The organism is Mesorhizobium sp. M0227 (genome assembly GCF_040321855.1).
In the GTDB taxonomy this organism is placed as follows: Bacteria; Pseudomonadota; Alphaproteobacteria; order Rhizobiales; family Rhizobiaceae; genus Mesorhizobium.
In genome coordinates this window covers 240245-264214 of the sequence record NZ_JAMYSJ010000006.1, presented here as the reverse complement: position 1 = coordinate 264214, position 23970 = coordinate 240245, and the positions used below count along the sequence as shown (strand labels likewise).

Below are 23970 nucleotides of genomic sequence, written 5' to 3'. Positions count from 1 at the left end.
CCTGTCCGGCCATGAAAAGCACTGCTTCCCTGTTTCGCGCGCTGCTTGCCGTATCGATGCTGGCTGGCTGTTCCAGCTACCGGCCGACGCCGGCCGCCTTCCATGAGGTGCTCGATCAGCCCTACCGTCTTGGCGCCGGCGACCGCGTCCGCGTGACCGTGTTCGAGCAGGACGGGCTGACCAACACCTACAGCGTCGATCAATCCGGCTATCTCTCCTTCCCGCTTGTCGGCGCCATACCAGCGCGCGGCCACACCGCGCAGCAAATGGAAAAGGAGATTGCCGACAAATTGCGGCAAGGCTATCTGCGCGATCCCGACGTTTCGGTCGAGATCGACCGCTACCGCCCGATCTTCGTCATGGGCGAAGTGGGTGCCGCCGGCCAATATTCCTATGTTCCCGGCCTGACGGTGCAGAAGGCGATCGCCATTGCCGGCGGCTTCACGCCGCGCGCCAACCAGGAAAGCGTCGACATCACCCGCGACATCAACGGCAAGGTGATGACCGGCCGCGTGGTCACCTCCGACCCGCTGCTGCCGGGCGATACGGTCTACGTCCGCGAACGTCTGTTCTGACAGATACCAAGTGGCGGACAGGCTCAGGATCGTCCATTGCTTTCGCTCACCCGTCGGAGGAATTTTCCGGCATGTGCGCGACCTGGCCGAGGCGCAGGTCGCCGCCGGGCATTCCGTCGGCATCGTCTGCGATTCGACGACAGGCGGCACGTTCGAGGAACATCTGTTCGAGCAGATGAAGGACTTGCTGGCGCTCGGCATTCATCGCACGCCGATGCAGCGCCACGTCGGTCCCGGCGACCTTGCCTCGGCCTGGCGCACGTACAGGATCATCAAGGAATTGCGGCCGGACGTACTGCATGGGCACGGCGCCAAGGGTGGCGCCTATGCCCGTCTGTTCGGCTCATTGTTGCGGGTATCAAGGTCTCGCGTAGCCCGCCTTTATTCGCCGCATGGCGGCTCGCTCCACTATGACGAGAACACGACCACCGGAAAGCTGTTCTTCGCGCTCGAGCGCTTCATGGCTCGCTTCACCGACTATCTGCTGTTTGTCTCGGACTATGAGCGGCGGACCTATCGCCACAAGGTAGGCGAGCCGCCCATTCCCAACACCCTCGTCTATAACGGCCTGCGCGCCACTGAATTCGAGCCGGTGATCACCGCGCCGGACGCAGCCGACCTGCTTTATATCGGCATGATGCGCGACCTGAAGGGACCGGACATCTTCATCGACGCATTGGCGCTCGCCGGCCCGCGGTTCGGCCGCGCGCTGACCGCGGTGATGGTCGGCGACGGCGACGACCTTCCGCGTTACCACGGGCAAGTGAAACGCCTGGGGCTCGAGCGCCATGTCCGCTTCCTGCCGCCGATGCCGGCCAGGGAGGCCTTTGCCCTTGCCGCGCTTATCATCGTTCCCTCGCGCGCCGAAGCCATGCCCTATATCGTCCTGGAAACGCTTGCCGCGGGAAAGTCGATGATCGCAACCGCGGTCGGCGGCATTCCGGAGATATTCGACACCGGTTCCCCCGCCCTGATCCGACCTGACCCGATCGAGCTCGCGGACAGGATGAGCCAGGCGCTGGCCGACCCGGCCGCCTATCGCGACCTGATGCCCGATAGCGCCAACCTCAAGGCACGCTTCGGCGCCGATGTGATGGCCGCCGACATCGAGAAGGCCTATTTCGCCGCGCTCGACACGTAGGCGCAGGACCAAGCCGTTCCAAAGCCATGCGTTGTTTCAAGGGTTTCTTAGCTCTCTTTTGCTATGACCGGGGGGAAGCTTGCGGAAAGCCCTCATGAACGAGATCGACCCCGCGCGCCGCTTTTCAGCAGAGGCGGTGCGTAAATTCGACGGCCCGGCCGACGGCGACACGCCAAGCGGCATGAACGATGTCGCCCGCCAGGTCGCCTCGCAGTACCGGCGCGATACGATGTCGCCGATCATGGTCAGCGGTGTCCTGCGCATGGTCGAATTCGGCTTGCTGTTCCTGTCCGGACTCGCCGTCTATTTCCACTATGTCGGGTTCTTCAACTATCTCGCCTGGCAATATCCGGTGACGATCGCAGCGGGCTCGTTCCTTGCCGTGGTGCTGCTCGACGTCACCGACTGCTACCAGATCGTCGCCCTGATGCGGCCCATCGCCAATTTCGGCCGCGTGCTGCTCGTCTGGGCCGGCACTTTCGCCCTGATGGCGCTGACGGCATTCGTCATGAAGATGTCGCAGGACTATTCGCGCCTTTTGTTCGGCAGCTGGTTCGTCATCGGCTTCGTTCTCATCTTCGGCCTCAGGCTGGTGATGTCGAAGCTGATCCGGGCCTGGGCGCGCGATGGCCGCATGGAGCGGCGCGCCGTCATCGTCGGCGGCGGCAAGGCGGCGGAAATCCTGATCCGCTCGGTCGAAAAGCAGCCCTACAACGATATCCGCATCTGCGGCATCTTCGACGATCGCGGCGACAAGCGCTCGCCGCCCATCGTCGCCGGCTACCCCAAGCTCGGCACCATTTCGGAACTGATCGAATTCGCCCGCATCGCCCGCATCGACATGCTGATCGTATCGCTGCCGCTGACCGCCGAATCGCGCGTTCTGCAGTTGCTGAAGAAGCTGTGGGTGCTGCCGGTCGACATCCGGCTTTCGGCGCATTCCAACGCGCTGCAGTTTCGCCCGCGCGCCTATTCCTACATCGGCGCGGTGCCGATGCTCGACATCTTCGACAAGCCGATCAACGACTGGGATTCGGTCGCCAAGCGCGCCTTCGACATTGTCTTCAGCCTGATCGGCATCGTCGTGTTCTCGCCGGTGATGCTGGCGACCGCCATCGCCATCAAGCTCGACAGCAAGGGGCCGGTGCTGTTCCATCAGAAGCGGCACGGTTTCAACAATGAGATCATCGAGGTCTACAAGTTCCGTTCGATGTATACGGACAAGGCCGATCCGACCGCCAAGCAGACGGTGACCAAGAACGACCCGCGCGTCACCCGCGTCGGCCGCTTCATCCGCAAGACCTCGATCGACGAGCTGCCGCAGTTCTTCAACTCGCTGCTGGGTTCGCTGTCGCTGGTCGGTCCACGCCCGCATGCCATCGCCGCACAGTCGCATAATTTGCTCTACAACGAGGTTGTCGACGGCTATTTCGCCCGCCACAAGGTCAAGCCCGGCGTCACCGGCTGGGCGCAGATCAATGGCTGGCGCGGCGAGATGGACACCAACGAGAAGATCCGCATGCGCACGGAGTATGATCTTTATTACATCGAGAACTGGTCGCTGCTGTTCGATTTGCGGATCCTGTTCCTCACGCCGCTCCGGCTGCTCAACACGGAAAACGCCTATTGAGCGCGATCAGCCATGATCTGCCGCGCGCGGCGGTCAACGCCAAGCTGGTCGCGCTGATTTCCTCGGGCGCGGTCTTCCTCGGCATTCTGCTGTCCGGCTTCGTCATCAGCGAGCCGGCGCCCTATGAGCTCTACATGGCCGGGCTGATCGCCATCTGGGCGCTTTTCGGCTTGCGGATTTCCCGCGCGGCCACGCCGCTGCTGGTGCTGCTGGTGACGATGAACATCGGCGGCATGATCTCCATGACGCAGATGGCGGACCTCGCCAACACACCGCTCTATCTCGCCGTGTCGCTGTTTCTCGCCTTCAGCGCGGTGTTCTTCGCATCGATCACCGCCGTACAGCCGGGCCTCTACCGATTGATCTTCATTGCCTATGTGGTTTCGGCCGTGGCCACCTCGCTGCTTGGCATTGCAGGCTACTTCCATGCCTTTCCGGGCGCGGAGATGTTCACCAAATACGATCGTGCCGCCGGCGCCTTCCAGGACCCGAACGTGTTCGGCCCCTTCCTGGTGCTGCCCGGCATCTATCTGCTCTATCTGCTTTTGACCGGACCGGTAACACGCATGCCGCTGCTGGCGGTACCACTGCTGATCATCACCGCCGGCATCTTCTTTTCCTTCTCGCGCGGTGCCTGGGGCATGTTCGCCGTTTCGGCCGTCCTGCTCACCGGCTGCCTGTTCCTGCAGAGCGCCAGCGGCAAGTTCCGGCTGCGCGTGGTGGTGATGACGATTGCAGCATTAGCGCTGCTGGTCGTCGCCATGATCGTCATCCTGCAGCTGCCCGGCGTGTCGGAGATGTTCTCCAACCGCGCCCATCTCGAACAGAGCTACGACACCGCCCGCCTCGGCCGCTTCGCCCGCTACGGCATCGGCTTCCAGATGGCGATGGAGCATCCGTTCGGCATCGGCCCGCTGGTCTTCGGCACGATCTTCGGTGAAGACACCCACGACATCTGGCTGAAGATGCTGATGGATTATGGCTGGCTCGGCTTCGTGTCGTTCCTCGCGCTCGTCTTATGGACGATAGCAGCCGGCTTCCGCATCCTGCTGCGCGACCGGCCGTGGCAGCCCTATCTCCTGTGCGCCTATGTCGCCTTTATCGGCAATATCGGGCTCGGCACCTTCATCGACATCGACCACTGGCGCCACGTCTATCTGCTGCTCGGCCTGATCTGGGGCGCCATCGCGCTGGAATACAGCCATCAGCGGCTGTTGCGGCCTGCCTTGCAGGGCTCGCCGGCACCGGCAATCGCAGCGGGATAAAAGTCGCGGAATTCGGTTGACCCGCACGGGGTTATCACGATACATCGCGACCGGTCCGGAGTGTAGCGCAGCCCGGTAGCGCACTTGACTGGGGGTCAAGGGGTCGTCGGTTCGAATCCGGCCACTCCGACCAATTCAAAGCAGGACTTGCCCCCGAAGTCCGCCCCTCCAGATGCCCCGGTCAGCCCGGCCAAATCTCGGATCTGGGCAACCATGTCCTCTCCCATTTGAACTCCGGCTTGGGCGCCAACTCTACCCTTGGCACACATCAACCCATTCAGCCCCAATGAGCTCAACCATGCGCTGCGGCGCAATCCGCACGGCCGCATTGGTGGCGCCGGCAGCGGGCACGACTTCGTCGAATTCGCGCAGCGACACGTCACAATAGACCGGCAGCGGCGCCGGCAGGCCGAACGGGCAGACGCCGCCGACCGGATGGCTGGTTGCTTCGACAACCTCGGTGGCGTCGAGCATACGCGGCTTGCCGCCGAACTGGTCCTTGAATTTGCGGTTGTCCAGCCTGGCGATGCCGCTGGTCACCACCAGCATGGTGCGGTCGCCGACGCGCAGGCAGATCGTCTTGGCGATCTGGGCCGGCAGCACGCCATGCGCCTCGGCCGCCAGGGCCACCGTCGCCGAGCTCGCCTGCGTGACGATGACATGGATGTCCGGCGCATGGGCGGCGAAGAAGGCACGAACGGATTCCAGGCTCATATCGAAAAACCGACGGTTCAAAAACGTTGTGGAGGGCGGATTACGGTCCAGCAGCCAGGGCCGCGGCACGCATAGGCACGTGCGATAGACAGATCGGCAAGTGCCAGGCTGAAGCAAAGCGCTGCGGCAGGTACAAAGAAACCCGCCAAGGGGCCTTGGCGGGTTCTCTGGAATGCGTGGTGCGGATCTACGCCAGCGATCGACCTTGCGCCGCCGGCGTCGGCGCAGCCGGGGTGATCAGAGCCTCCTGGGGAAGGTGAAGCGCGGACACAATACGACGCAGCTTCGACGGGTCGGTCACTCTGCCGCTTTCGATATCCTCAATTTCGTCCACCGCCAGGCCGCATGTCAGGGAGAGCTCTTCCACGCTGTAACCGCGGGTCTCCCGCATCGCTCTGAGGGTATTGTAATCTGGCCCGCTCCCGTTGGTTGCCGGTTCGGAGAGGGGTTCGCTTTTCGCATTATGGGGCATTGGCAACTCCATGACTGAAAGAGTTTGATCAAATGAGGAGTGTTGCCTGAGACGGTCGGGAAGATGCCCTCTCGCCGGCGATTTGCCAAGAGCCAAAAGGGCCGTCACGGGATCGTGAACCAGGCGCCTGGCGCGGCCCTCTCGCGTACACGTCGCGATCAAGTTGTTTTGAAGGCCTGATCGGGCTTTTGCCGGCAGTTTCGCCGCGCCCATTCGTTATCTCCGGGTCGCTGGCGTGAAACCATCCGGTTCCAGCCAGCTCGTTCCCGGAAGGATTTTTTGCAATGAACTTGAAGACATTCATGGTCGTGCTCGGCACGATTTCCAGCCTTTCCCTCACCGGCGCGGACGCCGCCCGTGCCGCCGACGCGCTGCGTGTGCGCGGCACGGTGGTCAGTTTTGAGCCCACGCTGCTCACCGTGAAAACCCGCCAGGGCGATACCGACGCGATCAAGCTCAAGGCCGGCTGGAAGATCTCGGGCGTCGCCAACGCCTCGGCAAAAGAAATCAAGCAAGGGGATTTCCTCGGCATTGCCTCCGTTTCGAAAGCGGATGGCGGCAGCGGCGCCCTGGAGGTGGTGGTCTTTCCGGCCGCGCTGAAAGGCACTGGCGAGGGCGACCGTCCCTGGGACCTGCAGCCAAACAGCCGGATGACCAACGGCACCGTCGCCGACGTTACCGATATAAGCGGGCGATCCGTCACCCTGACCTATGACAATGGCCAGACCAAGAAGATTTCGATCCCCGACACCACGCCCGTCGTGACCTTCGCGCCGGCGACGCCGACCGACCTCAAGCCGGGTGCGACGGTCTTTGTCACCGCTGAGCGGGGCAGTGACGGCGCGCTGAGCGCCAGCCGCGTCGTGGTCGGAAACAACGGCGTCGTGCCGCCGATGTAGTGGGACAGGCGGCCAATGGCCGCCTCTCGATCTTGCCGTGCTTGGTGGCGGGAGGCTGAATTGGGCAGAAACAGTACAGAAACAAAATTCTACAATCGGGAAATACTGACGAAAAAATTCAGGCGCGTAATTCCATTCGCGGCGGCCGGGCTATCGCCCCGATCCATACGCCCGCGAAACAAAAGGAAACGATCCATGAAGAAGTCCCTTCTCTCGGCCCTCGGGCTTGCAGTTGCATTGGCTTTCACGGTGCCCGTCATCGGTGCGACGAGTGCGGATGCCGCCCCGATGGCAAAGCATCATCGTCACCACCATCATCATCGCCACCATGTCCGCCACCACCATCATCACCGCCACCACCACCATGTGATCGGAAACAAGGCCTAAGCTCCGCAGACCGCCACCGAGAAGACCGGCCTTGGCTTCCTGTCCAAGGCCGGCTACTCCGCCCCGCGAGGCTCGATCGCGGATCGACAATTCACGCAAATCCAATGCGCGACGCCGGTGAGATCGTCGTCTATCCCGGCGCTGGCTATGGCACCACCACCAATCCGGCGTTCACCGGCGAAATCGAGCGGCCCTGGCGGCTTGACCAATCCGCATTCCTGCGCCGGCGACACAGAGGTGCTGGGCGCCTCTATGCCGACACGCTCCTCGCCAGATGCCGGAGCGACAACAGACATGGCCGATCGCAAGGAAAATGACGGATCACCTTAGGGCGAGCCGTCACTTCTTCTTGCTCGTATCTGTGGGATTTGGGTTTTAGAATTCAGCGCCGGCTGAACAGCAGACTGGCGACAAGACCGAGCACCACAAGGCCCACCGCGGCGGCAGCCGCCGGATGGTCGCGGGCCGACTTCTCGATCACCCTGCCCTGTTTGCGGATTGCAGGCATGGCATCGTGCAGGCGGCCGGCAAGATCGGAATAGGTGTCGAGCGCGGCATCGCGACCGTCCTCGTAGTAGGCGCCGCCTCGCTTCGCCACAGCCCTCTTCAAGCTGGCCAGTTCCTTGCTGAGAACCGCGACCTGCCTGTCGAGATCGATGTCCGAGAGGGTCGAAAATGATGCCATGATGTGTTTCCTTCACTTGCAGAAGGAAACGTAACGCCTCACCGGAAGACGGGTTCCGGTTTCGAACTATCGATGTCGCGTCGGGCTGCGGTCAGCGCACCTGGTCAAGCAGGCGCTTGCATTCCAGGAGGTCGAACAGCGCCTCCTGCAGCAAGGCCCTGTTGTCGCGCGAGAGTTTCGATGCATCCGGCTGCACCGGACCGTCCTCGTCGCTCTTGCCCAGGCCGAAAAAGCGGCGGCTGGGCTTCACCCGCGGCTGGCCGACCAGTTCGTCGTCCATGCCACGCGGCTGGGCCGCCGGCGTCAGCGGCACTTGGTCAGCCTGCCTTCGCTGTGAGATCGCCTCGACGGCGGCCATGTCGCCATTGCCGATGGCAACCAGGAAATGGTTGCCGTTCTCGCGCAACAGCTTCTGCACGCCCTTGATGGTGTAGCCCTGGTCGTAGAGCATGTGGCGAATGCCCTTGATCAGTTCGACATCCTGCGGCCGGTAGTAACGACGGCCGCCGCCGCGCTTCATCGGCTTGATCTGGTTGAAACGCGTTTCCCAGAAACGCAGCACATGCTGCGGCAGATCGAGATCTTCGGCGACCTCGCTGATGGTACGAAAGGCGTCGGGGCTCTTGTCCATGGGCGAATCCTCACGCTGGACGATGATCCGGCCTACCTGCCGAATCGGGGCTTATTTCAGCGGTTTATGAAGCAATATTCAAGCCCGGCGTCATGGCGGCGGCAGTTTTCAACCGCGCAATGGACTACTTGCCGCTTTTGGCCTTGCCGCTCTGATGGGAGCGCAAGATACGGCTCTTCAGCACATTCGACGACTTGAAGGTCATCACCCGACGCGGCAGGATCGGCACTTCCTCGCCGGTCTTGGGATTGCGGCCGATGCGTTCGTTCTTGGAGCGGACGTGGAATGTCGCGAAGGACGACAGCTTCACCGTTTCGCCGCGCACGATGGCTTCGCAGATTTCATCCAGCACCGCTTCGACGAGCTCGGCCGATTCAGTGCGCGACAGGCCGACCTTCCGGTAAACTGCCTCGGCAAGGTCGGCGCGCGTAAGTGTCTTTCCCCCCATGCGACCGTCCCATCAGCTCAAAACATAAAATTCGGCACAACAACGGCAGAGCCTAAGTAATTGATCCGTCAAGGTCAAGGACCGAAACTGGACCGTTCGGCACTTACCAGCGAACCAGGACAGCGCCCCAGGTGAAGCCGCCACCCATCGCTTCCAGGAGGACGAGATCGCCCTTCTTGATGCGGCCGTCGGCGACGGCCACCGACAGCGCCAACGGCACGGAAGCAGCCGAGGTGTTACCGTGCAAATCGACCGTAACCACCACCTTTTGCTCAGCTATCCCGAGCTTCTTGGCGGAAGCGTCAATAATTCGTTTATTGGCCTGGTGGGGCACGAACCAGTCGAGATCATCGGCCGAGATACCGGCTTGCGCGAACGTCGCCTCGATGACGTCGGTGATCATGCCGACCGCATGCTTGAAGACTTCGCGACCCTCCATCCGGAGATGGCCAACCGTACCCGTGGTCGACGGCCCGCCGTCGACGAAAAGCTTGTCCTTGTGCGTGCCATCGGAGCGCAGGCTGGCCGCCAGAACGCCATGGTCGGCGATCGTGCCCGCCCCCTCGCCTGCTTCCAGAATCATGGCGCCGGCGCCGTCGCCGAACAGCACACAGGTCGAGCGGTCGCTCCAGTCGAGGATGCGCGAGAATGTTTCCGAACCGATCACCAGGACACGCTTGGCCAGGCCGCCGCGGATGTAGAGATCGGCGGTGGTCACGGCATAGACGAAGCCCGAACAGACCGCCTGCAGGTCGAAGGCAAAGCCGTGATGCATGCCGAGCCGGTTCTGGATCTCGACGGCGGTGGCCGGGAATGTGTTGTTTGGCGTCGAGGTCGCCAGCACGATCAGATCGATGTCGGCGGGCGTGAGGCCCGCATTGGCAAGTGCGGCACGTGCCGCTGCTTCCCCGAGCGAAGCCGTGGTCTCGTCGTCACCAGCGATATGGCGCTGGCGAATACCGGTACGCTGGGCGATCCACTCGTCAGAGGTCTCGACCATGCCTTCGAAATCGGCATTCTTCATGATTCGGCGGGGCAGCGCGGCGCCCGTGCCGCGCACGACTGATCTGATCAAAGTTCTTTCCTATTCCTTTGCGTCGGTGACGACGTCGGATTTCCTAGCTGACAGGGCACGCGGGTTGCGCGCATGAAACAGGTCTAGATCGGCCTCGATGCGGTCGAGTAGGTTGTTGCGGACCATGTCATAGCCGAGTTCGATCGCGGCGGCGAACCCGTCAGAATCAGCACCGCCATGGCTTTTGACGACGATGCCGCTCAGCCCCAGGAAAACGCCGCCATTGGAGCGGCCGACATCCATTTTTTCGCGCAGGCGATCGAAGGCGCCCTTGGCGAAGATATAGCCGATCCTGGCCATCAGAGTCCGGCTCATCGCGGCGCGCAGATAGCCACCGATCTGGCGCACCGTGCCTTCCGCCGTCTTCAGCGCGATGTTGCCGGCAAAGCCTTCGGTGACGACGACGTCGACCACGCCCTTGCCGATATCGTCACCCTCGACGAAACCGTGATAGTTCATCGAGGCCATGTTGGCTTCGCGCAGCATGCGCCCGGCCTCCTTGACCTCTTCCTGGCCCTTGATCTCCTCGACGCCGACATTGAGCAGGCCGACGCTGGGCCGGGCTATGCCGAAGACCGAGCGCGCCATGCCGGTGCCGAGAATGGCAAAATCAATGAGCTGTTGTGCATCGGCCCCAATGGTCGCGCCGACGTCCAGCACCACGCTTTCGCCGCGCAATGTCGGCCAAAGGGCTGCGATCGCCGGGCGATCGATGGTGGCCATGGTGCGCAGGCAAAATTTCGACATCGCCATCAGCGCGCCGGTGTTGCCGGCGGAAATGCAGGCGTCGGCCGTGCCGGCCTTGACCGCTTCGACGGCCTTCCACATTGATGACTTCCAGCGGCCGTGGCGCAGCGCCTGGCTCGGCTTGTCGTCCATCCTGACCGCAATTTCGCAATGGAAGAATTCACTGATCTCGGCGAGCTTGGGAAATTTGGCAAGCTCCGGGCGCACGACCTCCTCACGCCCGAAGATGACGAAGCGGATGTCGGGACGACGGGTCGCGACCGTCATGAGCGCTGGAATGACCACGGCTGGTCCGTGATCGCCGCCCATGGCATCGATGGAAATCCTGATCACGCGGTATTTATCTCACGGTTAGGCGGCAGGTCGCTTTAGCGACCGCGAAGGTTCGGCGAAAATAACGGTTTTGGGCTGCCGCACAACCGACTTTTCCGTCGCGGGCGAGCTTTTCAGGATTTTCCCAGCAAGGATCGCAGTTTTTGCTGAAATTCATTCTCCGCCGGTTCGTTCTCGCTGCCGGTGTTGAGCGATGCGCCCTGCTTGCGCGGATAGGGGTCGATGGCGAGCCCGAAATACTGTTCGGCGATTGCCCCGACATCGATCGTGTCACCGGAAAATGTCTCTGGACTGTCAGGGCCTTCCGCGTCGAGCAGGATCTCGCCGCCACCATCGAAACCCTGCCGTCCAAGCTTGGAATCCTCGGGCAGCAGCAGCGCTTCGACCGGTTCGTCGATATGCGCCTCGACAGGCTCGAGCGTGACGATGCAGGCCTGGGTGATGTCGGCTTCGACGCGACCGCTTATCTTCACGCCATTGCGCTTCCACGACGCGACCAGAAGCTCGGCGCGATAGGATTCGACCGAAATCAGCCCGTGCTCCTCGGCCAGTGCCGCACGCTGCGCGGCATCGGCCTCGATAACCAGCGGCAGGCCCTTCTGCGGCAGGCGCGTAACGTTTGCCCGGAAGGAGACCGGGCTTTGCGGGTCAACATGCTTCATTGTTCAACCTCCTTGGCGGCGGGAAAGGTCAGCGTGCCGGAGACAATCGATTCGGATGTCTGCGCGGCCAGATGACTGCGCGCGTCGGTAACATAGTTGGCCAGCAGCGATGCTTCCAGCCAGGCGCCCGCGTCGGGCCGGACATTGCGGGCAAGAGCCGCGGTCAGCCCTTCATGGTCGTTTCTTTTCAGGGCATCGTCATAGGCAGCGGTTCGGCCATAAAACATCTTTGCCAGCTTTTTCATGCGTTTGGGCACGCCCACGTCGCCAATGCCCAATTCCCGCAACGAATGGTCGACGTCGAGGAAGAACTCGTCGATCAGCACCTGGGCGACCTCTTGCGCCGCACCGCCCTCCCCGCGCAACCTGTGCTGGAACAGGAACATGTGCAGCGACAGCATCTCGAAACGGCCAAGCGGCGTGTCTGGCACATTCCAGTGGGAATAAAACACGGTCTGCCGCGCCGCCGCCACGATTTGTGCGTAAAGCGCCTCGGTGATAGCGCGGTTGGCGTAGCGTTCGCGGCCAAAAAAGCGCTGGAACATTGGGGATGGTCTCCTGGGGACCGTTTGTTGAAGTGGGCTTGTTGCATCGGCAAGCAAGCTGGTTTACCGGTTTCGCGGCCCAGCGCAAGTTGCGGCCAGCTAATGGAGTTGTTGTTGCGCGCGCTGAATTTCAAGTCGACCTTCTCGTCCAGGCCCGCCGGCGCGATCTCGCTGCTGATGATCGTTTCGGCACTGTCCGCCTGCCACACCTCCAAGATGATCGGCGACCTCAGCCCAAGTGAGACGCTGACGCAAGGTTACGTCATAGACCAGCAGGCAATCGACCTGGTGCCGGTCGGTTCGAGCCGCGAGCAGGTGCTTCTGGCGCTCGGCACGCCGTCGACGACCGCGACCTTCGACAACGAGGCCTTCTATTACATTTCGCAGACGCGCAAGCGCTACGTCGCCTTCGACAAGCCACGGCTGATTGACCAGCATGTGCTGGCGGTCTATTTCGGCGCCGATGGCCGCGTCACCCAGATCGCCAATTACGGGATGAAGGACGGCAAGATGTTCGACTTCATCTCGCGCACCACACCGACCGGCGGCAAGGACCAGAACTTCCTCAGCCAGATCATCAACGGTGCCAGCAAGCTGGCACCCAGCATTCCGGGCGGCGGCGTCTAATTCCTTTCGGCTTTCATTCCGGAAGCCTCATCATCTCAGGCGACCAAAAACCCGCGGGAGCGATCCTGCGGGTTTTTGTTACGGGGATCGGTCACCGGTGTGGCCGTGGCCAAGGAAACGCGAGCCGAGCCTGGATGAGATGCTTGCACACCACGCACTGGAGGACCCAGGCGAAGCGAAGCGCTGAAGGGTCGACGTTGTCATCGCTTCAACAAAAAACCCGCGGGATCGCTCCCGCGGGTTCTGTTTTCGAGTGGATGCTTTTGATCAGCCGTGCGCGAGCACGGCCAGCAGCAAGAGCGCGACGATGTTGGTGATCTTGATCGCCGGGTTGACGGCCGGGCCAGCGGTGTCCTTGTAGGGATCGCCGACCGTGTCGCCGGTCACCGAAGCCTTGTGCGCCTCGGAACCCTTGAGATGCTTGACGCCGTCCTTGTCGACAAAGCCGTCTTCGAAGGACTTCTTGGCGTTGTCCCAGGCACCGCCGCCAGAGGTCATCGAGATGGCGACGAACAGGCCGTTGACGATGACGCCGAGCAGCGAGGCACCAAGGGCGGCAAAGGCGGACGCCTTCGAGCCCGAGATCAGCAGCACGCCGAAATAGACGACGAGCGGCGCCAGCACCGGCAGCAGCGACGGGATGATCATTTCCCTGATTGCCGCCTTGGTCAGCAGGTCGACCGCGCGTGCGTAGTTCGGCTTCGAGGTGCCAGCCATGATGCCCGGATCCTCGCGGAACTGCTTGCGCACTTCCTCGACGATGGCGCCCGCCGCGCGGCCGACGGCCGTCATGGCGATGCCGCCGAACAGATACGGGATCAGACCGCCGAAGATCAGGCCAGCGACGACGTATGGGTTGGAGAGATCGAAGGAGATCTCGCCCATGCCCTGGAAGTAGGGATATTTGTCGCCATTGGCGGCAAAGAACTTCAGGTCGTTAGAGTAGGCGGCAAACAGCACCAGTGCGCCGAGACCGGCCGAACCGATGGCGTAACCCTTGGTCACCGCCTTGGTGGTGTTGCCGACCGCGTCGAGCGCGTCGGTGGACTGGCGCACTTCCTTGGGCAGGCCGGCCATTTCGGCAATGCCGCCGGCATTGTCGGTGACCGGGCCGAAGGCATCGAGCGCAACGATCATACCGGCAAGACCGAGCATCGTCGTGACGGCGATCGCCGTACCGAAGAGGCCGGCAAGCTGATAGGTCGAGATGATGCCGCCGACAATGACGATCGCCGGCAGCGCCGTCGATTCCAGCGAGACCGCAAGGCCCTGGATGACGTTGGTGCCGTGACCGGTGACCGACGCCTGGGCGATAGAGTTGACCGGGCGCTTGTTGGTGCCGGTGTAGTATTCGGTAATGACCACGATGAGACCGGTCACCACGAGGCCGACCAGGCCGCATATGAACAGGTTCTTGCCGGTGATGACCATGCCGGCGACGGTGCCGATCTCGCCCCAGCCGAGGGTGACATGGGTGGCGACGCCGAGGCCGACGATGGACAGCAGGCCGGTGACGATCAGGCCCTTGTAGAGTGCGCCCATGATCGAGCCGTTGGAACCGAGCTTGACGAAGAAGGTGCCGACGATCGAGGTCAGGATGCAGGCGCCGCAGATAGCGAGCGGATAAAGCATGGCTGCACCCAGAACGGCGGTACCGCCAAAGAAGATGGCTGCCAGAACCATGGTGGCGACAACGGTCACCGCATAGGTTTCGAACAGGTCAGCGGCCATGCCGGCGCAGTCGCCGACATTGTCGCCGACATTGTCGGCGATGGTGGCCGGGTTGCGCGGATCGTCTTCGGGAATACCGGCTTCGACCTTGCCGACGAGATCGCCGCCGACGTCGGCGCCCTTGGTGAAGATGCCGCCGCCGAGACGGGCGAAGATCGAGATCAGCGATGCGCCGAAGCCGAGCGAGACCAGCGAGTCGATGACGATGCGGTCATTGGGCTGGAGGCCCATGAAGTGGGTCAGGATGAGGTAGTAGATCGAAACGCCGAGCAAGGCCAGGCCAGCAACCAGCATGCCGGTGATGGCGCCCGATTTGAACGCGATGTCGAGGCCGGCAGCGAGGCTGTTCGATGCGGCCTGCGCCGTACGAACATTCGCGCGAACGGAGACATGCATGCCGATGAAGCCGGCGGCGCCTGAAAGCACTGCACCGATCAGGAAGCCGATCGCGGCGGTGATGGACAGCAGCCACCAGGCGAGCACGAGGACGACGACGCCAACGATGGCGATGGTGGTGTACTGACGCGCCAGATAGGCCTGTGCGCCCTCGCGGATAGCCGCGGAGATTTCCTGCATGCGTGCATTGCCCTGATCGGCCGCAAGGACCGAACGTGTCGCCCAGATGGCGTAAAGGATTGAAAGCAGGCCGCAGGCGATGACGGCGGAAATAATTGTCATTGCCGGATTTTCCTCGATTGATGGCCCAAAAGAACCCCTCCCTGGGCCGTTGAGACAAAGACCGGATTCCGTGCACGGAATCCGCCTCTTCGCAGCGGTGTATGCGAAACAGGGCTGCGAACGTCAAGATATTGTTCGGTTTTTGCCCGGCTTTCGCCTAAATGGTTGGGGCCAAGCGGCGGCTGCCGTTAGCACTCTCCTATTAGATCGATTGAAATTGGCCTTGACGCAAGACGCGGCTACTCGGTCTCCCGGCCCATGCGGCGCGCCGTGTAGCGCTCGATCGCCGATAGACCGTCATAGACCAGCACGGCAAGGGCTGCCACGATCAGGCCGCCCTGCAGGACGAAGGCGAGATTGTTGGACAACAGCCCGGCGATGATCACTTCGCCCAGCGTTTTGGCTGCCACGGTCGAACCGATGGTCGCGGTGGCAAGACTGATCACCACCGACAGCCTGATGCCGCCGAGAATGATCGGGGCGCTGAGCGGCAGCTCGACCTTGGTGAGCCTTTGCCAACCGGTCATGCCGGCGCCGCGCGCCGCCTCGACGACATTGGCCGGCAGCGTCGTCAGGCCGGTCAGCGCATTCTCGAAGATCGGCAGCAGGCCGTAGAGAAACAGGGCGATCAGCGTCGGCTTCTCGCCAAAGCCGACGGCCGGCACCGCAAGCGCCAGCACCGCCACCGGCGGAAATGTCTGGCCGATGTTGACCAGGCTGCGCGATAGCGGCAGGAATTCGGCGCCGGCCGGCCTGGTGACCAGGATGGCAAGCGCCACCGCAACGACGGTTGCTGCCACGGTGGCGATCAGAACCGTGCGTAAGTGCAGCAGGGTCAGCGTCAGCAGGCTGCCCTGGTTGTAGATCACCGGCGCATTGTTCTCGGTCAGCGGCTTCAGCAGCGGCTCGAACCATGAGGGATTGGTGACGAAGGCAACGAGCAGCACCACCAAGGCTAGCCTGAGCAGCGATGGAAGCCAGGCCTTCATGCCGGCCTCGCTGCGCGCTTCACCAGCCCGTCGACGGTCACGCGGCCAAGCGGCTTGCCGTCGGTGCCTGTGACCGGCAGCGCCGGCCGGCCCGACCACAGCAATTCGGCCAGCGCGTCGCGCTGGCTGGCATCGCCGGGGATCGCCTCGCCTTCGGCGGAGCCCTTCTCCACGGCATCGCGGACCCGGCCGAGCGACAGCAACCGGAACGGCCTTTCGCTGGCGCCAACCAGGGTCTCGACGAAGGCGCTTGCCGGCTTTGCCAGGATCTCGGCCGGCTTGGCGTATTGCACCAGCTTGCCGGCATCCATGACCGCGATCTTGTCGCCCATATGCACGGCCTCTTCCATGTCGTGGGTGACGAGAATGATGGTGGTGCCGAAGCGCTTCTGGATCGCCAGCAGATCTTCCTGCGCCTTGGTGCGGATGATGGGGTCGAGGGCGCCGAACGGTTCGTCCATCAACAGCACGTTGGGCTCGGCGGCGAGTGCGCGGGCAACACCGACGCGCTGCTGCTGGCCGCCGGACAGTTCGTGCGGGTAGCGAGGCCCGAAGGCTTCGGGATCGAGCTGATAGAGCGTCATCAGCTCGTCGACCCGGGCCTTGATACGGTCCTTGTCCCAGCCAAGCAGCACCGGCACGGTGGCAATGTTCTGTGCCACCGTGCGATGCGGAAACAGGCCGTGCCCCTGGATGGCGTAGCCGATGCTGCGGCGCAGCTCGTAACCGGGCAGCGAACGATTGTCGGCGCCGTCAAGCTTGATGATGCCCGAAGTCGGCTCGACCAGCCGGTTGATCATGCGCAGCAGCGTCGTCTTGCCGGAACCGGACGTGCCGACAATGACGGCGATGGTGCGCGGCTCGATGACCATCGACACGTCATCGACCACGGTCGTCGCGTCATAGCGCTTGGTGATGCCTTCGATCTCGATCATGCCGTTTCAACCCTGCGCTTGGTGGCGGTCATTTCGATCACCGCATCAAGGATGATGGCGGCGGCAAAGGCGAGCGCGACCGTCGGCACGGCGCCGAGCAGCACAAGGTCCATTGCCGTCTGACCCACACCCTGGAAGACAAACACGCCGAAACCGCCGCCGCCGATCAGCGCGGCAATGGTGGCGAGGCCGATGTTCTGCACCAAAACGATGCGGATGCCGGTGAGGATGACAGGAAAAGCCAGCGGAAACTCGATGCCGAACAGGCGCTGCCTGTCGGTCATGCCCATGCCGCGCGCCGCGTCATTGGCCGCGCGCGGCACGCCGGCGAGACCGACCACGGTGTTGGCCACCACCGGCAGCAGCGAGTAAAGGAACAGCGCCACAAAAGCCGGTGCGGTGCCGATGCCGCGAATGCCGAGCGCGGCAGCTCCCGGCACATGCGCGGCAACCCAGCCGAGCGGCGCGATCAAAAGGCCGAACAGCGCGATCGAGGGAATGGTCTGGATGATGTTGAGCACGTTGAGGACGCCGGCGCGCAGACTTTCGACACGATGGCAGAGAATGCCGAGTGGTAAGCCGACGACCACCGCCGCAAGCAGCGATCCTAGCGCCAGCATTACATGCTTGGAGCCCTCTGCCCAGAAGCTGTCGGCGCGGTTGAAATATTCCTTCAGGATCGACAGATTGTCCCAGCTTCCCGAAATCAACAGCAGCCCGATCGCCAAAGCCGCGACCACAAGCACGCCAACCCGCGCCAATGGCGACAGGTTCAGCCTTGTCAGCACGTCGGCGAGCAAAAGCGTGAAGGCAAAGATCAGAATCCAGAAACCGGAGGCTGGCGAAACTCTGGCGAAGGTGTTGCCCGCCGGCGTGAGAAATGTTCCGGCGACACCGATCAGCAGCGCGAGCGCGGCAAGCGCCATCACGCTGGCGGCAAGGCGCAGCACAAGTGGTGTCTTGAACAGCGCGATGAGTGCTGCGGCGACAATGATGGCGAGCAGCAGCGTCCCGGTCGTTGCCGGCAGCGCCTCGAGAATCGAGCGCGCCTGGCCGGGGACGATGCGGTTGGCACGGAACGTGGCAAAGGGCGCGGCAAAAGCCGCGTAGGCTGATATCGCGGCGATGACCACGCCGAGCTTGTCGAAGCGGGGAGTCATGGTTGCCCCTCATGAGGGGCGATTTGCCACATCGCGCAGCTTTCTTTGGGGATTGGCGAAAACCGACGCGATATCCGATCTCCCCCCTTGCGGGGGAGATGGCCGGCAGGCCAGAGGGGGGTGTGAAGGATCGCCAACTTTCGGGTGTCGGCTTGTTCAGAAGCAACCCTGTCGAGGCACGCACCTTTGACGGGTTGAGAGGTCGGCGGGACAGCACCCCCCTCTGTCCTGCCGGACATCTCCCCCGCAAGGGGGGAGATCAGCAGCTTCCAGAGGGGGGTGCCTTGCACCGGTGTCACTGACTACTTCAAAAACCCGTTCTTCTTCAAAAAGTCCTCGGCGACGCCCTTGACCGGCTCGCCGCCGACCTGCACGCGACCGTTCAGTTCCTGCAGCGTGACGAGGTCGAGCTTGGCGAAGACCGGCTTCAGCAGCGTCTCGATCTCGGGATGTTCCTTCAGCACCGCTTCGCGGATGATCGGCGCCGGCTGGTAGACCGGCTGCACGCCCTTGTCGTCGTCGAGCACGACGAGGCCGGACGGTGCGATGCCGCCATCGGTGCCGTAGACCATGGCTGCATTGGCGCCGTTGGTCTGGTTGGCGGCCGCGGCGATGGTTGCTGCCGTGTCGCCGCCCGAAAGGGTGATCAGTTGGTCCGGCTTCAGCGTGAAGCCATAGGTGGTCTGGAAAGCCGGAAGTGCAGCCGCCGAATTGACGAACTCGGCGGAAGCCGCCAGCACCACCTGACCGCCGCCCGCGATATATTTGCCGAAGTCGGTGAGCGTGGCAAGTTTGTTGGTCTCGGCGACTTCCTTGCGCAGCGCGATCGCCCAGGTGTTGTTGGCGGGCGACGGCGACAGCCAGACGATCTTGTTGGCGTCGTAGTCGAGCTTCTTGGCCGTTTCATAGGCCTTGGCGGCGTCTTTCCAGACCGGGTCGTCGGCCTTTTCGAAGAAGAAAGCGGCGTTGCCGGTGTATTCGGGATAGATGTCGATCTCGCCGGCGGTGATCGCCTTGCGCACCACCGGCGTGCCACCGAGCTGGATACGGTCGGATGTCTTGATGTTGTTGGCGTTGAGCACGAGCTGGATGATGTTGCCGAGCACGCCGCCCTCGGTGTCTATCTTGGAAGAGACAACCACTTGGGCATTGGCGGAAGCCACCGTGACGCCGAGCGCCAATGCGGCGCTGGCCAGAAACTTGACTGAAAACATTGTGAAACCCCTTGCTATGAACCGAAACGCGGTGACCGCATATGAGCATGGCTTCAACGGCCAGTCGGGGCACACGGTTTCATAACAATAGGTACAGACGCAATATTTTTGTTCCGGAGCGGTAAATTCGACCGACATCGTGCTGACAGCGCCGTGTCAGGTGAAACGGCGGATGGATCAGGCTTCGGCTTTGCGCAGGCTCGTCAGCTTGAGCGCGCCGAGCGCCACGAAGCACAGGACGGTGACCGGAAAGACTATCCAGTTCAGCATCTCCCAGCCCCAGGCGTTGTAGACCATGCCCGACATCAGCGAGGCGCAGGCGACGGAGCCGAACAGGACGAAGTCGTGGAAGCCTTGCACCTTGCCCTTTTCCGACGGCCGGTAGGTGGCGGCCACCATCGCGGTCGCGCCAATGAAGCCGAAGTTCCAGCCAAGGCCTAGCAGGATCAGCGACGTCCAGAACTGCCACAGCGCCAGGCCCGACAGAGCGACAATGGCGCAGCCGATGAGCAGGATCAGGCCGGTGGCCACGATGCGTTCGGCGCCGAAGCGATGGATCAGCGAGCCGGTGAAGAAGCTTGGCGCGAACATCGCCATGACGTGCCAGGAGATGCCGAGCGTCGCGTCGTTCTCCGACAGGCCGCAACCGACCATGGCCAGCGGTGCGCCCGTCATGACGAAGCTCATCAGCGCATAGCTGCCGACCGCGCAGAAAAGCGCGGCGACGAAACGCGGCTGCGTGACGATCTCAGCCAGTGGCCTGGCGTCGCTGTCGGCGATCTCCACCTTGCCGGATGCTTTCGCCGGCAGCCGCAGGAACGACAGGATGATGGCGCCGACCGCTGCCAGCGGCAGGATGGAGACGAACGAACCGGCAAACATGACCGGCGCAAGCAATTCGCGGGTGAAGATGACGATCTGCGGTCCGAGGATGGCGGTGACGATGCCGCCGGCCAGCACGAAGGAGATGGCGCGCGCCTTGAATTCAGGCGGTGCGTTGTCGGCGGCGGCGAAGCGGAACTGCTGGACGAAGGCGCCGCCGACACCGATCGTGAGCAAGCCAAAGGCAAACAGCCAGAAGCTGCCTTGAAAAAGCGCTAGCGTGGCGATCAGGCCACCGAGCGCCGTGACGATCGTGCCGGTCATGAAACCGCCGCGCTGGCCCATACTACGGATGATAGCCGCCGCAGGCAGCGCGCCGAGCGCCACGCCGATGTTGAAGCCGGTGATCGGCGCTGTCGCCAATGATTTGTCGGGACCAAGCAGATATTGCCCGGCCAGCGCCCCCACGGAGATGGCGATGGGGGCCGCCGAGCCGATGATCGCCTGCGAGGCGGCGAGGATCAAAGCGGTGCGGCGCGCCTCCTGACCAGCCTCGAAGGCGATGGCCGTCATGATGCGTCCTTGCCGCGCCCTTCGCCACGCACCCGGCGTGACACACGGTCGAGCACGGCATTGACCAGCTTCGGCTCGTCCTCCTCGTAGAAGGCCTTGGCGATGTCGACATATTCGGAGACGATGACCGCGACGGGGACATCCTCGCGCTTCATCAACTCGTAGACGCCGGCACGCAGAATGGCACGCAGCGTCGAATCGAGCCGCGACAATGGCCAGTCCTCGGTCAGCGCCTGGCGGATGATCGGATCGATGGTCTTCTGGTTCTCGACGACACCCGCCAGAATAGCGCGAAACCATTGCGCATCGGCCTCGCGGTAGAGCGCACCGTCGACTTCCTTGCCAAGGCGAAACGCCTCGTATTCGGCGGTGATCTCGAAGACGCCGCTACCGGCCACATCCATCTGGTAGAGCGCCTGTACGGCGGCCAGACGGGCAGCACCGCGCTTGTTGGCGTGGCGCACCGCAGGCTGGCCGGGCGAAGCGGGTTCGCTCACGATCGCGCTCCCAATTGTTCTTTGAGGGCGATCATGGTCAGCGCCGCACGCGCCGCGAAACCACCCTTGTCACCCTCCGAGCGCTTGGCCCGCGTCCACGCCTGTGCGTCGTTCTCGGTGGTGAGGATGCCATTGCCTATGCAGACCGAGTCCTGCACGCTCAAATCCATGAGCGCGCGGCTGGATTCATTGGCGACAATGTCGAAATGATAGGTGTCGCCGCGGACGACGGTGCCGAGCGCGACAAAGCCGTCATAACTCGTGCCGCCTTCCGTCGCGCCGTCCAACGCGAAGGTAATCACCGCGGGGATCTCGAGCGAACCTGGAACGGTGACGACATCATAAGTCGCGCCCGCTTCATCGAGCGCGCTTGTCGCGCCATCGAGCAGCGCGTCGGCAAGGTCGTCGTGAAAGCGCGCTTCGACAATGAGCAGATGCGCCTTCGCCTTCGGACGAATGAAGGCTTTGCCGTGTTGGGATGTACCAGCCATAAAAGTCTCCGGGGAGTTGCCGGTGACTTAGGCCGAAGCCGGGTTCATCGCAAGCGGAAGATTGTCCACGTTGCCGAAGGTCCGCAGAACTTATTGGTTTCCAGTGCTCATACGCCTGTATTGTGACGGTAGCCACGCACGGTATCGCGCAGACGATCGTTCACCGATCGAGGATTGATCAAGGCTTCAACGAAGACTCTGCTGTCGTTGACGGACAGATCGAGTTGCGAGTGCTCTTCGGTGTTCACATCGGCCTGCACCTCACGCATCAACTTGTCTTCCTGCGTGGAATTCACCCTGTCCTTGGTCATCAAAGCCCCTCTTTCGTCGCCTCCACCAGCCGCGCCGCATAGCGGGCCATGGTGTCGATCTCGAGGTTGACGCGGTCGCCGACCTTGCGCTCGCCCCAGGTGGTCACGGTCAGCGAATGGTGGATCAAAAGCACGTCGAAGCGCGTGCCTTCGACCTTGTTGACGGTGAGCGAGGTGCCGTCGAGCGCGACGGAGCCCTTGGGCGCGATGAACTTCGCCAGGTCGCGCGGCGCCTCCAGCGTGAAGCGCACGGCCTCGCCCTCATCCTTGCGCTCGACGATTTCGGCCATGCCGTCGACATGGCCCGAAACGATGTGGCCGCCGAGTTCGTCGCCGATCTTCAGCGCCCGCTCCAGATTGACCTTGGTGCCGGATTTCCAGCCCGAGGCCGTCGTCAGCCTCAGCGCCTCTTCCCAAGCCTCGACCTCGAACCAGCGCGCGTTCGAGCCGCTGTCGGGCAAGGCAGTGACTGTCAGGCAAACACCGCCGCAGGAGATCGAGGCGCCGATGGCGATGGTCTGCGGGTCATAGGCGGTGTCGATGCGCAACCCCACCCCTTCCCTGAGCGGCTTGACGGAAGCGACAGTGCCGACATCGGTGACAATCCCGGTAAACATCAGATATCCCTTATCCACTCGGCGTAGCTGTCTTCGCCGAAACGCATGTCGCGCAGTTTGCGAAATCCTGCCGGGATATGGTCGGCGTCGATCGGCGATGCAATGCCGTCGTCGCCGATCGCTTCCGGCCCCTGGAACAGCACAATGCGGTCGACCAGCCCATCGGCCAGGAAGGCGCTCGCCACCTTGGCGCCGCCCTCGACCAGCACGCTGCCCATGCCGAGCGCGGCCAGATCCTCGAGCAGTTCCGGCAGAGCGATGCCGCCCTCATGTGTTTCAGTGCCGATGAAGCGCACGCCTGCGCGTTCGAGTGCTGCCCGCCGCAGCGGATCGGCCTCCAGGCAGGCGGCGACATAGAGCGGCACCCGGTCGACGCCCGAAACCAGCTTCGAGGCCTCCGGCAACCGGATCTGGCGGTCGAGCACGATGCGGGCAGGCGAACGGTTCTCCAGCCCCGGCAAACGCACCGTCAGGGCCGGATCATCCTCAAGGGCCGTCCCGATACCAACCAGTATGCCATCCGCCTCGGCCCGCATCAGATACACTTCGCGGCGCGCGATATCTCCGGTGATCGACACCTGCCCACCGCCTTCCCTGCCGATCTTGCCGTCGCTGGAAAGCGCAAGCTTGAGAATCACTTCTGGGCGTTTTCTCAATGATCGGATCAAATAGCCGGCCATCTGCTCGGCGGCTTGCTCGGCCAACACTTTCTCGACCACCTCGACACCGGCGGCACGCAGGATCGCGTAGCCCTTGCCGGATACGCGCGAATCGGGATCGCTGGCCGCACCGACGACGCGTGCGACACCGGCATTGACCAGCGCATTGGCGCAAGGCGGCGTGCGGCCGTGATGGGCGCAAGGCTCCAGCGTGACGTAAGCGGTGGCGCCGCGCGCGAGGTCGCCGGCCTCGGCCAAGGCCTCGGTCTCGGCATGCGGGCGGCCGCCGACAGCGGTGACGCCGGTGCCGACGATCATCGGGCCATTGCCGTCATCGCGTACGATCAGCGTGCCGACGGAGGGGTTGGTCGCGGTGCGCCCTGCATTTTTTCGCGACAGTCTGAGTGCCGCCGCCATGAAGCGGCGATCAAGGGCGGCCTGTTCGCTTGCAGTCATG

Annotated in this window: 27 protein-coding genes and 1 tRNA gene; 8 read left to right on the top strand and 20 right to left on the bottom strand. The window is 63.1% G+C overall.

Features of this window, described 5'->3' with window-relative positions; all coding sequences use genetic code 11:
- Nucleotides 1-11 precede the first annotated feature (11 nt).
- The 5 genes from NKJ00_RS11605 (at nucleotide 12) to NKJ00_RS11585 (ending at nucleotide 4744) form a co-directional block, all read left to right on the top strand.
- Entirely contained in the window at nucleotides 12-575 is a 564-nt protein-coding gene (locus tag NKJ00_RS11605; RefSeq protein WP_013532220.1) for a polysaccharide biosynthesis/export family protein, read from the top strand.
- 10 nt (nucleotides 576-585) lie between these two features.
- The gene (locus tag NKJ00_RS11600) at nucleotides 586-1716 is read left to right on the top strand and encodes a glycosyltransferase family 4 protein (protein ID WP_352629805.1); all 1131 of its coding nucleotides are present in this window, start codon (nucleotides 586-588) and stop codon (nucleotides 1714-1716) included.
- 94 nt (nucleotides 1717-1810) lie between these two features.
- Nucleotides 1811-3346 (top strand): undecaprenyl-phosphate glucose phosphotransferase, encoded by a 1536-nt coding sequence (locus tag NKJ00_RS11595; protein ID WP_127267065.1) that lies wholly within the window; start codon nucleotides 1811-1813, stop codon nucleotides 3344-3346.
- Nucleotides 3343-4611: an O-antigen ligase family protein gene (locus tag NKJ00_RS11590; protein ID WP_352629803.1), complete on the top strand. Its 1269-nt coding sequence runs from the start codon at nucleotides 3343-3345 to the stop codon at nucleotides 4609-4611. Before NKJ00_RS11595 ends, NKJ00_RS11590 begins: the two co-directional genes overlap by 4 nt.
- A gap of 56 nt (nucleotides 4612-4667) precedes the next feature.
- Nucleotides 4668-4744 (top strand) — tRNA-Pro (locus NKJ00_RS11585).
- A 119-nt stretch (nucleotides 4745-4863) separates the two neighbouring features.
- Here NKJ00_RS11585 and NKJ00_RS11580 read toward each other — a convergent pair.
- Both NKJ00_RS11580 and NKJ00_RS32215 read right to left on the bottom strand, forming a co-directional pair.
- Nucleotides 4864-5325, bottom strand: coding sequence for a YbaK/EbsC family protein (locus NKJ00_RS11580; RefSeq protein WP_128305465.1), 462 nt, complete (start codon nucleotides 5323-5325; stop codon nucleotides 4864-4866).
- Between the two features lie 187 nt (nucleotides 5326-5512).
- The gene (locus tag NKJ00_RS32215; RefSeq protein WP_502895798.1) at nucleotides 5513-6010 is read right to left on the bottom strand and encodes a helix-turn-helix domain-containing protein; all 498 of its coding nucleotides are present in this window, start codon (nucleotides 6008-6010) and stop codon (nucleotides 5513-5515) included.
- Between the two features lie 71 nt (nucleotides 6011-6081).
- On the opposite strand from NKJ00_RS32215, the gene NKJ00_RS11570 reads away from it, so the two are divergent.
- The gene (locus tag NKJ00_RS11570) at nucleotides 6082-6696 is read left to right on the top strand and encodes a hypothetical protein (RefSeq protein WP_352629801.1); all 615 of its coding nucleotides are present in this window, start codon (nucleotides 6082-6084) and stop codon (nucleotides 6694-6696) included.
- Nucleotides 6697-7187: 491 nt separating this feature from the next.
- The gene (locus NKJ00_RS11565; RefSeq protein ID WP_352629799.1) at nucleotides 7188-7400 is read left to right on the top strand and encodes a hypothetical protein; all 213 of its coding nucleotides are present in this window, start codon (nucleotides 7188-7190) and stop codon (nucleotides 7398-7400) included.
- A gap of 65 nt (nucleotides 7401-7465) precedes the next feature.
- Here NKJ00_RS11565 and NKJ00_RS11560 read toward each other — a convergent pair whose 3' ends face one another.
- The 7 genes from NKJ00_RS11560 to NKJ00_RS11530 all read right to left on the bottom strand — a co-directional run bounded on the left by NKJ00_RS11560 (nucleotide 7466) and on the right by NKJ00_RS11530 (nucleotide 12209).
- Entirely contained in the window at nucleotides 7466-7768 is a 303-nt protein-coding gene (locus NKJ00_RS11560; RefSeq protein WP_352629796.1) for a hypothetical protein, read from the bottom strand.
- A 91-nt stretch (nucleotides 7769-7859) separates the two neighbouring features.
- On the bottom strand, nucleotides 7860-8399 hold the full coding sequence (locus NKJ00_RS11555; protein ID WP_023810244.1) for a MerR family transcriptional regulator: 540 nt from the start codon (nucleotides 8397-8399) through the stop codon (nucleotides 7860-7862).
- Nucleotides 8400-8523: 124 nt separating this feature from the next.
- Nucleotides 8524-8847, bottom strand: coding sequence for an integration host factor subunit alpha (locus NKJ00_RS11550; protein ID WP_013532231.1), 324 nt, complete (start codon nucleotides 8845-8847; stop codon nucleotides 8524-8526).
- Nucleotides 8848-8950: 103 nt separating this feature from the next.
- Nucleotides 8951-9922 (bottom strand): beta-ketoacyl-ACP synthase III, encoded by a 972-nt coding sequence (locus tag NKJ00_RS11545; protein ID WP_023810242.1) that lies wholly within the window; start codon nucleotides 9920-9922, stop codon nucleotides 8951-8953.
- A gap of 9 nt (nucleotides 9923-9931) precedes the next feature.
- The gene (gene plsX, locus NKJ00_RS11540) at nucleotides 9932-11002 is read right to left on the bottom strand and encodes a phosphate acyltransferase PlsX (protein ID WP_023810241.1); all 1071 of its coding nucleotides are present in this window, start codon (nucleotides 11000-11002) and stop codon (nucleotides 9932-9934) included.
- Between the two features lie 113 nt (nucleotides 11003-11115).
- Entirely contained in the window at nucleotides 11116-11664 is a 549-nt protein-coding gene (locus tag NKJ00_RS11535; RefSeq protein WP_023810240.1) for a YceD family protein, read from the bottom strand.
- Nucleotides 11661-12209 (bottom strand): ubiquinol-cytochrome C chaperone family protein, encoded by a 549-nt coding sequence (locus NKJ00_RS11530; protein ID WP_023810239.1) that lies wholly within the window; start codon nucleotides 12207-12209, stop codon nucleotides 11661-11663. The genes NKJ00_RS11535 and NKJ00_RS11530 overlap by 4 nt, the downstream gene beginning before the upstream one ends.
- Before the next feature lie 114 nt (nucleotides 12210-12323).
- Here NKJ00_RS11530 and NKJ00_RS11525 point away from each other — a divergent pair, with 114 nt between their 5' ends.
- Complete coding sequence (locus NKJ00_RS11525) at nucleotides 12324-12836, top strand: outer membrane protein assembly factor BamE (protein ID WP_023810238.1); 513 nt, start codon at nucleotides 12324-12326, stop codon at nucleotides 12834-12836.
- A gap of 267 nt (nucleotides 12837-13103) precedes the next feature.
- On the opposite strand, the gene NKJ00_RS11520 is transcribed toward NKJ00_RS11525, so the two are convergent.
- The 11 genes from NKJ00_RS11520 to ribD form a co-directional block, all read right to left on the bottom strand.
- The gene (locus NKJ00_RS11520) at nucleotides 13104-15245 is read right to left on the bottom strand and encodes a sodium-translocating pyrophosphatase (RefSeq protein ID WP_128305721.1); all 2142 of its coding nucleotides are present in this window, start codon (nucleotides 15243-15245) and stop codon (nucleotides 13104-13106) included.
- A 239-nt stretch (nucleotides 15246-15484) separates the two neighbouring features.
- A complete protein-coding gene (locus NKJ00_RS11515) occupies nucleotides 15485-16234 on the bottom strand; it encodes an ABC transporter permease (protein WP_352629793.1) in 750 nt (249 codons plus the stop codon).
- Nucleotides 16231-17169, bottom strand: coding sequence for an ABC transporter ATP-binding protein (locus NKJ00_RS11510; protein WP_127288814.1), 939 nt, complete (start codon nucleotides 17167-17169; stop codon nucleotides 16231-16233). Before NKJ00_RS11510 ends, NKJ00_RS11515 begins: the two co-directional genes overlap by 4 nt.
- The gene (locus tag NKJ00_RS11505; protein WP_352629791.1) at nucleotides 17166-18329 is read right to left on the bottom strand and encodes an ABC transporter permease; all 1164 of its coding nucleotides are present in this window, start codon (nucleotides 18327-18329) and stop codon (nucleotides 17166-17168) included. Before NKJ00_RS11505 ends, NKJ00_RS11510 begins: the two co-directional genes overlap by 4 nt.
- A 302-nt stretch (nucleotides 18330-18631) precedes the next feature.
- A complete protein-coding gene (osmF, locus tag NKJ00_RS11500; RefSeq protein ID WP_352629789.1) occupies nucleotides 18632-19543 on the bottom strand; it encodes a glycine betaine ABC transporter substrate-binding protein OsmF in 912 nt (303 codons plus the stop codon).
- Between the two features lie 177 nt (nucleotides 19544-19720).
- On the bottom strand, nucleotides 19721-20938 hold the full coding sequence (locus tag NKJ00_RS11495) for an MFS transporter (RefSeq protein ID WP_352629787.1): 1218 nt from the start codon (nucleotides 20936-20938) through the stop codon (nucleotides 19721-19723).
- A complete protein-coding gene (gene nusB / locus NKJ00_RS11490; protein WP_023798402.1) occupies nucleotides 20935-21435 on the bottom strand; it encodes a transcription antitermination factor NusB in 501 nt (166 codons plus the stop codon). The genes NKJ00_RS11495 and nusB overlap by 4 nt, the downstream gene beginning before the upstream one ends.
- A complete protein-coding gene (gene ribH, locus NKJ00_RS11485; RefSeq protein WP_128305717.1) occupies nucleotides 21432-21926 on the bottom strand; it encodes a 6,7-dimethyl-8-ribityllumazine synthase in 495 nt (164 codons plus the stop codon). The genes nusB and ribH overlap by 4 nt, the downstream gene beginning before the upstream one ends.
- A gap of 107 nt (nucleotides 21927-22033) precedes the next feature.
- Nucleotides 22034-22237: a type II toxin -antitoxin system TacA 1-like antitoxin gene (locus NKJ00_RS11480; protein ID WP_023810230.1), complete on the bottom strand. Its 204-nt coding sequence runs from the start codon at nucleotides 22235-22237 to the stop codon at nucleotides 22034-22036.
- Complete coding sequence (locus tag NKJ00_RS11475) at nucleotides 22237-22854, bottom strand: riboflavin synthase (protein ID WP_352611703.1); 618 nt, start codon at nucleotides 22852-22854, stop codon at nucleotides 22237-22239. Before NKJ00_RS11475 ends, NKJ00_RS11480 begins: the two co-directional genes overlap by 1 nt.
- On the bottom strand, nucleotides 22854-23969 hold the full coding sequence (gene ribD, locus NKJ00_RS11470) for a bifunctional diaminohydroxyphosphoribosylaminopyrimidine deaminase/5-amino-6-(5-phosphoribosylamino)uracil reductase RibD (protein ID WP_352611702.1): 1116 nt from the start codon (nucleotides 23967-23969) through the stop codon (nucleotides 22854-22856). Before ribD ends, NKJ00_RS11475 begins: the two co-directional genes overlap by 1 nt.
- Between the last annotated feature and the right edge of the window lies 1 nt (nucleotide 23970).

Coding starts and splice junctions, on each gene's coding strand:
- NKJ00_RS11570 (WP_352629801.1), top strand. CDS start 6,082: ATGAACTTGAAGACATTCATGGTCGTGCTCGGCACGATTTCCAGCCTT.
- NKJ00_RS11535 (WP_023810240.1), bottom strand. CDS start 11,664: ATGAAGCATGTTGACCCGCAAAGCCCGGTCTCCTTCCGGGCAAACGTT.
- NKJ00_RS11515 (WP_352629793.1), bottom strand. CDS start 16,234: ATGAAGGCCTGGCTTCCATCGCTGCTCAGGCTAGCCTTGGTGGTGCTG.
- ribD (WP_352611702.1), bottom strand. CDS start 23,969: ATGACTGCAAGCGAACAGGCCGCCCTTGATCGCCGCTTCATGGCGGCG.
- NKJ00_RS11595 (WP_127267065.1), top strand. CDS start 1,811: ATGAACGAGATCGACCCCGCGCGCCGCTTTTCAGCAGAGGCGGTGCGT.
- NKJ00_RS11530 (WP_023810239.1), bottom strand. CDS start 12,209: ATGTTCCAGCGCTTTTTTGGCCGCGAACGCTACGCCAACCGCGCTATC.
- NKJ00_RS11480 (WP_023810230.1), bottom strand. CDS start 22,237: ATGACCAAGGACAGGGTGAATTCCACGCAGGAAGACAAGTTGATGCGT.
- NKJ00_RS11555 (WP_023810244.1), bottom strand. CDS start 8,399: ATGGACAAGAGCCCCGACGCCTTTCGTACCATCAGCGAGGTCGCCGAA.
- osmF (WP_352629789.1), bottom strand. CDS start 19,543: ATGTTTTCAGTCAAGTTTCTGGCCAGCGCCGCATTGGCGCTCGGCGTC.
- NKJ00_RS11520 (WP_128305721.1), bottom strand. CDS start 15,245: ATGACAATTATTTCCGCCGTCATCGCCTGCGGCCTGCTTTCAATCCTT.
- NKJ00_RS11495 (WP_352629787.1), bottom strand. CDS start 20,938: ATGACGGCCATCGCCTTCGAGGCTGGTCAGGAGGCGCGCCGCACCGCT.
- NKJ00_RS11510 (WP_127288814.1), bottom strand. CDS start 17,169: ATGATCGAGATCGAAGGCATCACCAAGCGCTATGACGCGACGACCGTG.
- NKJ00_RS11550 (WP_013532231.1), bottom strand. CDS start 8,847: ATGGGGGGAAAGACACTTACGCGCGCCGACCTTGCCGAGGCAGTTTAC.
- ribH (WP_128305717.1), bottom strand. CDS start 21,926: ATGGCTGGTACATCCCAACACGGCAAAGCCTTCATTCGTCCGAAGGCG.
- NKJ00_RS32215 (WP_502895798.1), bottom strand. CDS start 6,010: ATGGGCGCGGCGAAACTGCCGGCAAAAGCCCGATCAGGCCTTCAAAAC.
- NKJ00_RS11565 (WP_352629799.1), top strand. CDS start 7,188: ATGCGCGACGCCGGTGAGATCGTCGTCTATCCCGGCGCTGGCTATGGC.
- NKJ00_RS11605 (WP_013532220.1), top strand. CDS start 12: ATGAAAAGCACTGCTTCCCTGTTTCGCGCGCTGCTTGCCGTATCGATG.
- NKJ00_RS11560 (WP_352629796.1), bottom strand. CDS start 7,768: ATGGCATCATTTTCGACCCTCTCGGACATCGATCTCGACAGGCAGGTC.
- NKJ00_RS11475 (WP_352611703.1), bottom strand. CDS start 22,854: ATGTTTACCGGGATTGTCACCGATGTCGGCACTGTCGCTTCCGTCAAG.
- NKJ00_RS11580 (WP_128305465.1), bottom strand. CDS start 5,325: ATGAGCCTGGAATCCGTTCGTGCCTTCTTCGCCGCCCATGCGCCGGAC.
- NKJ00_RS11505 (WP_352629791.1), bottom strand. CDS start 18,329: ATGACTCCCCGCTTCGACAAGCTCGGCGTGGTCATCGCCGCGATATCA.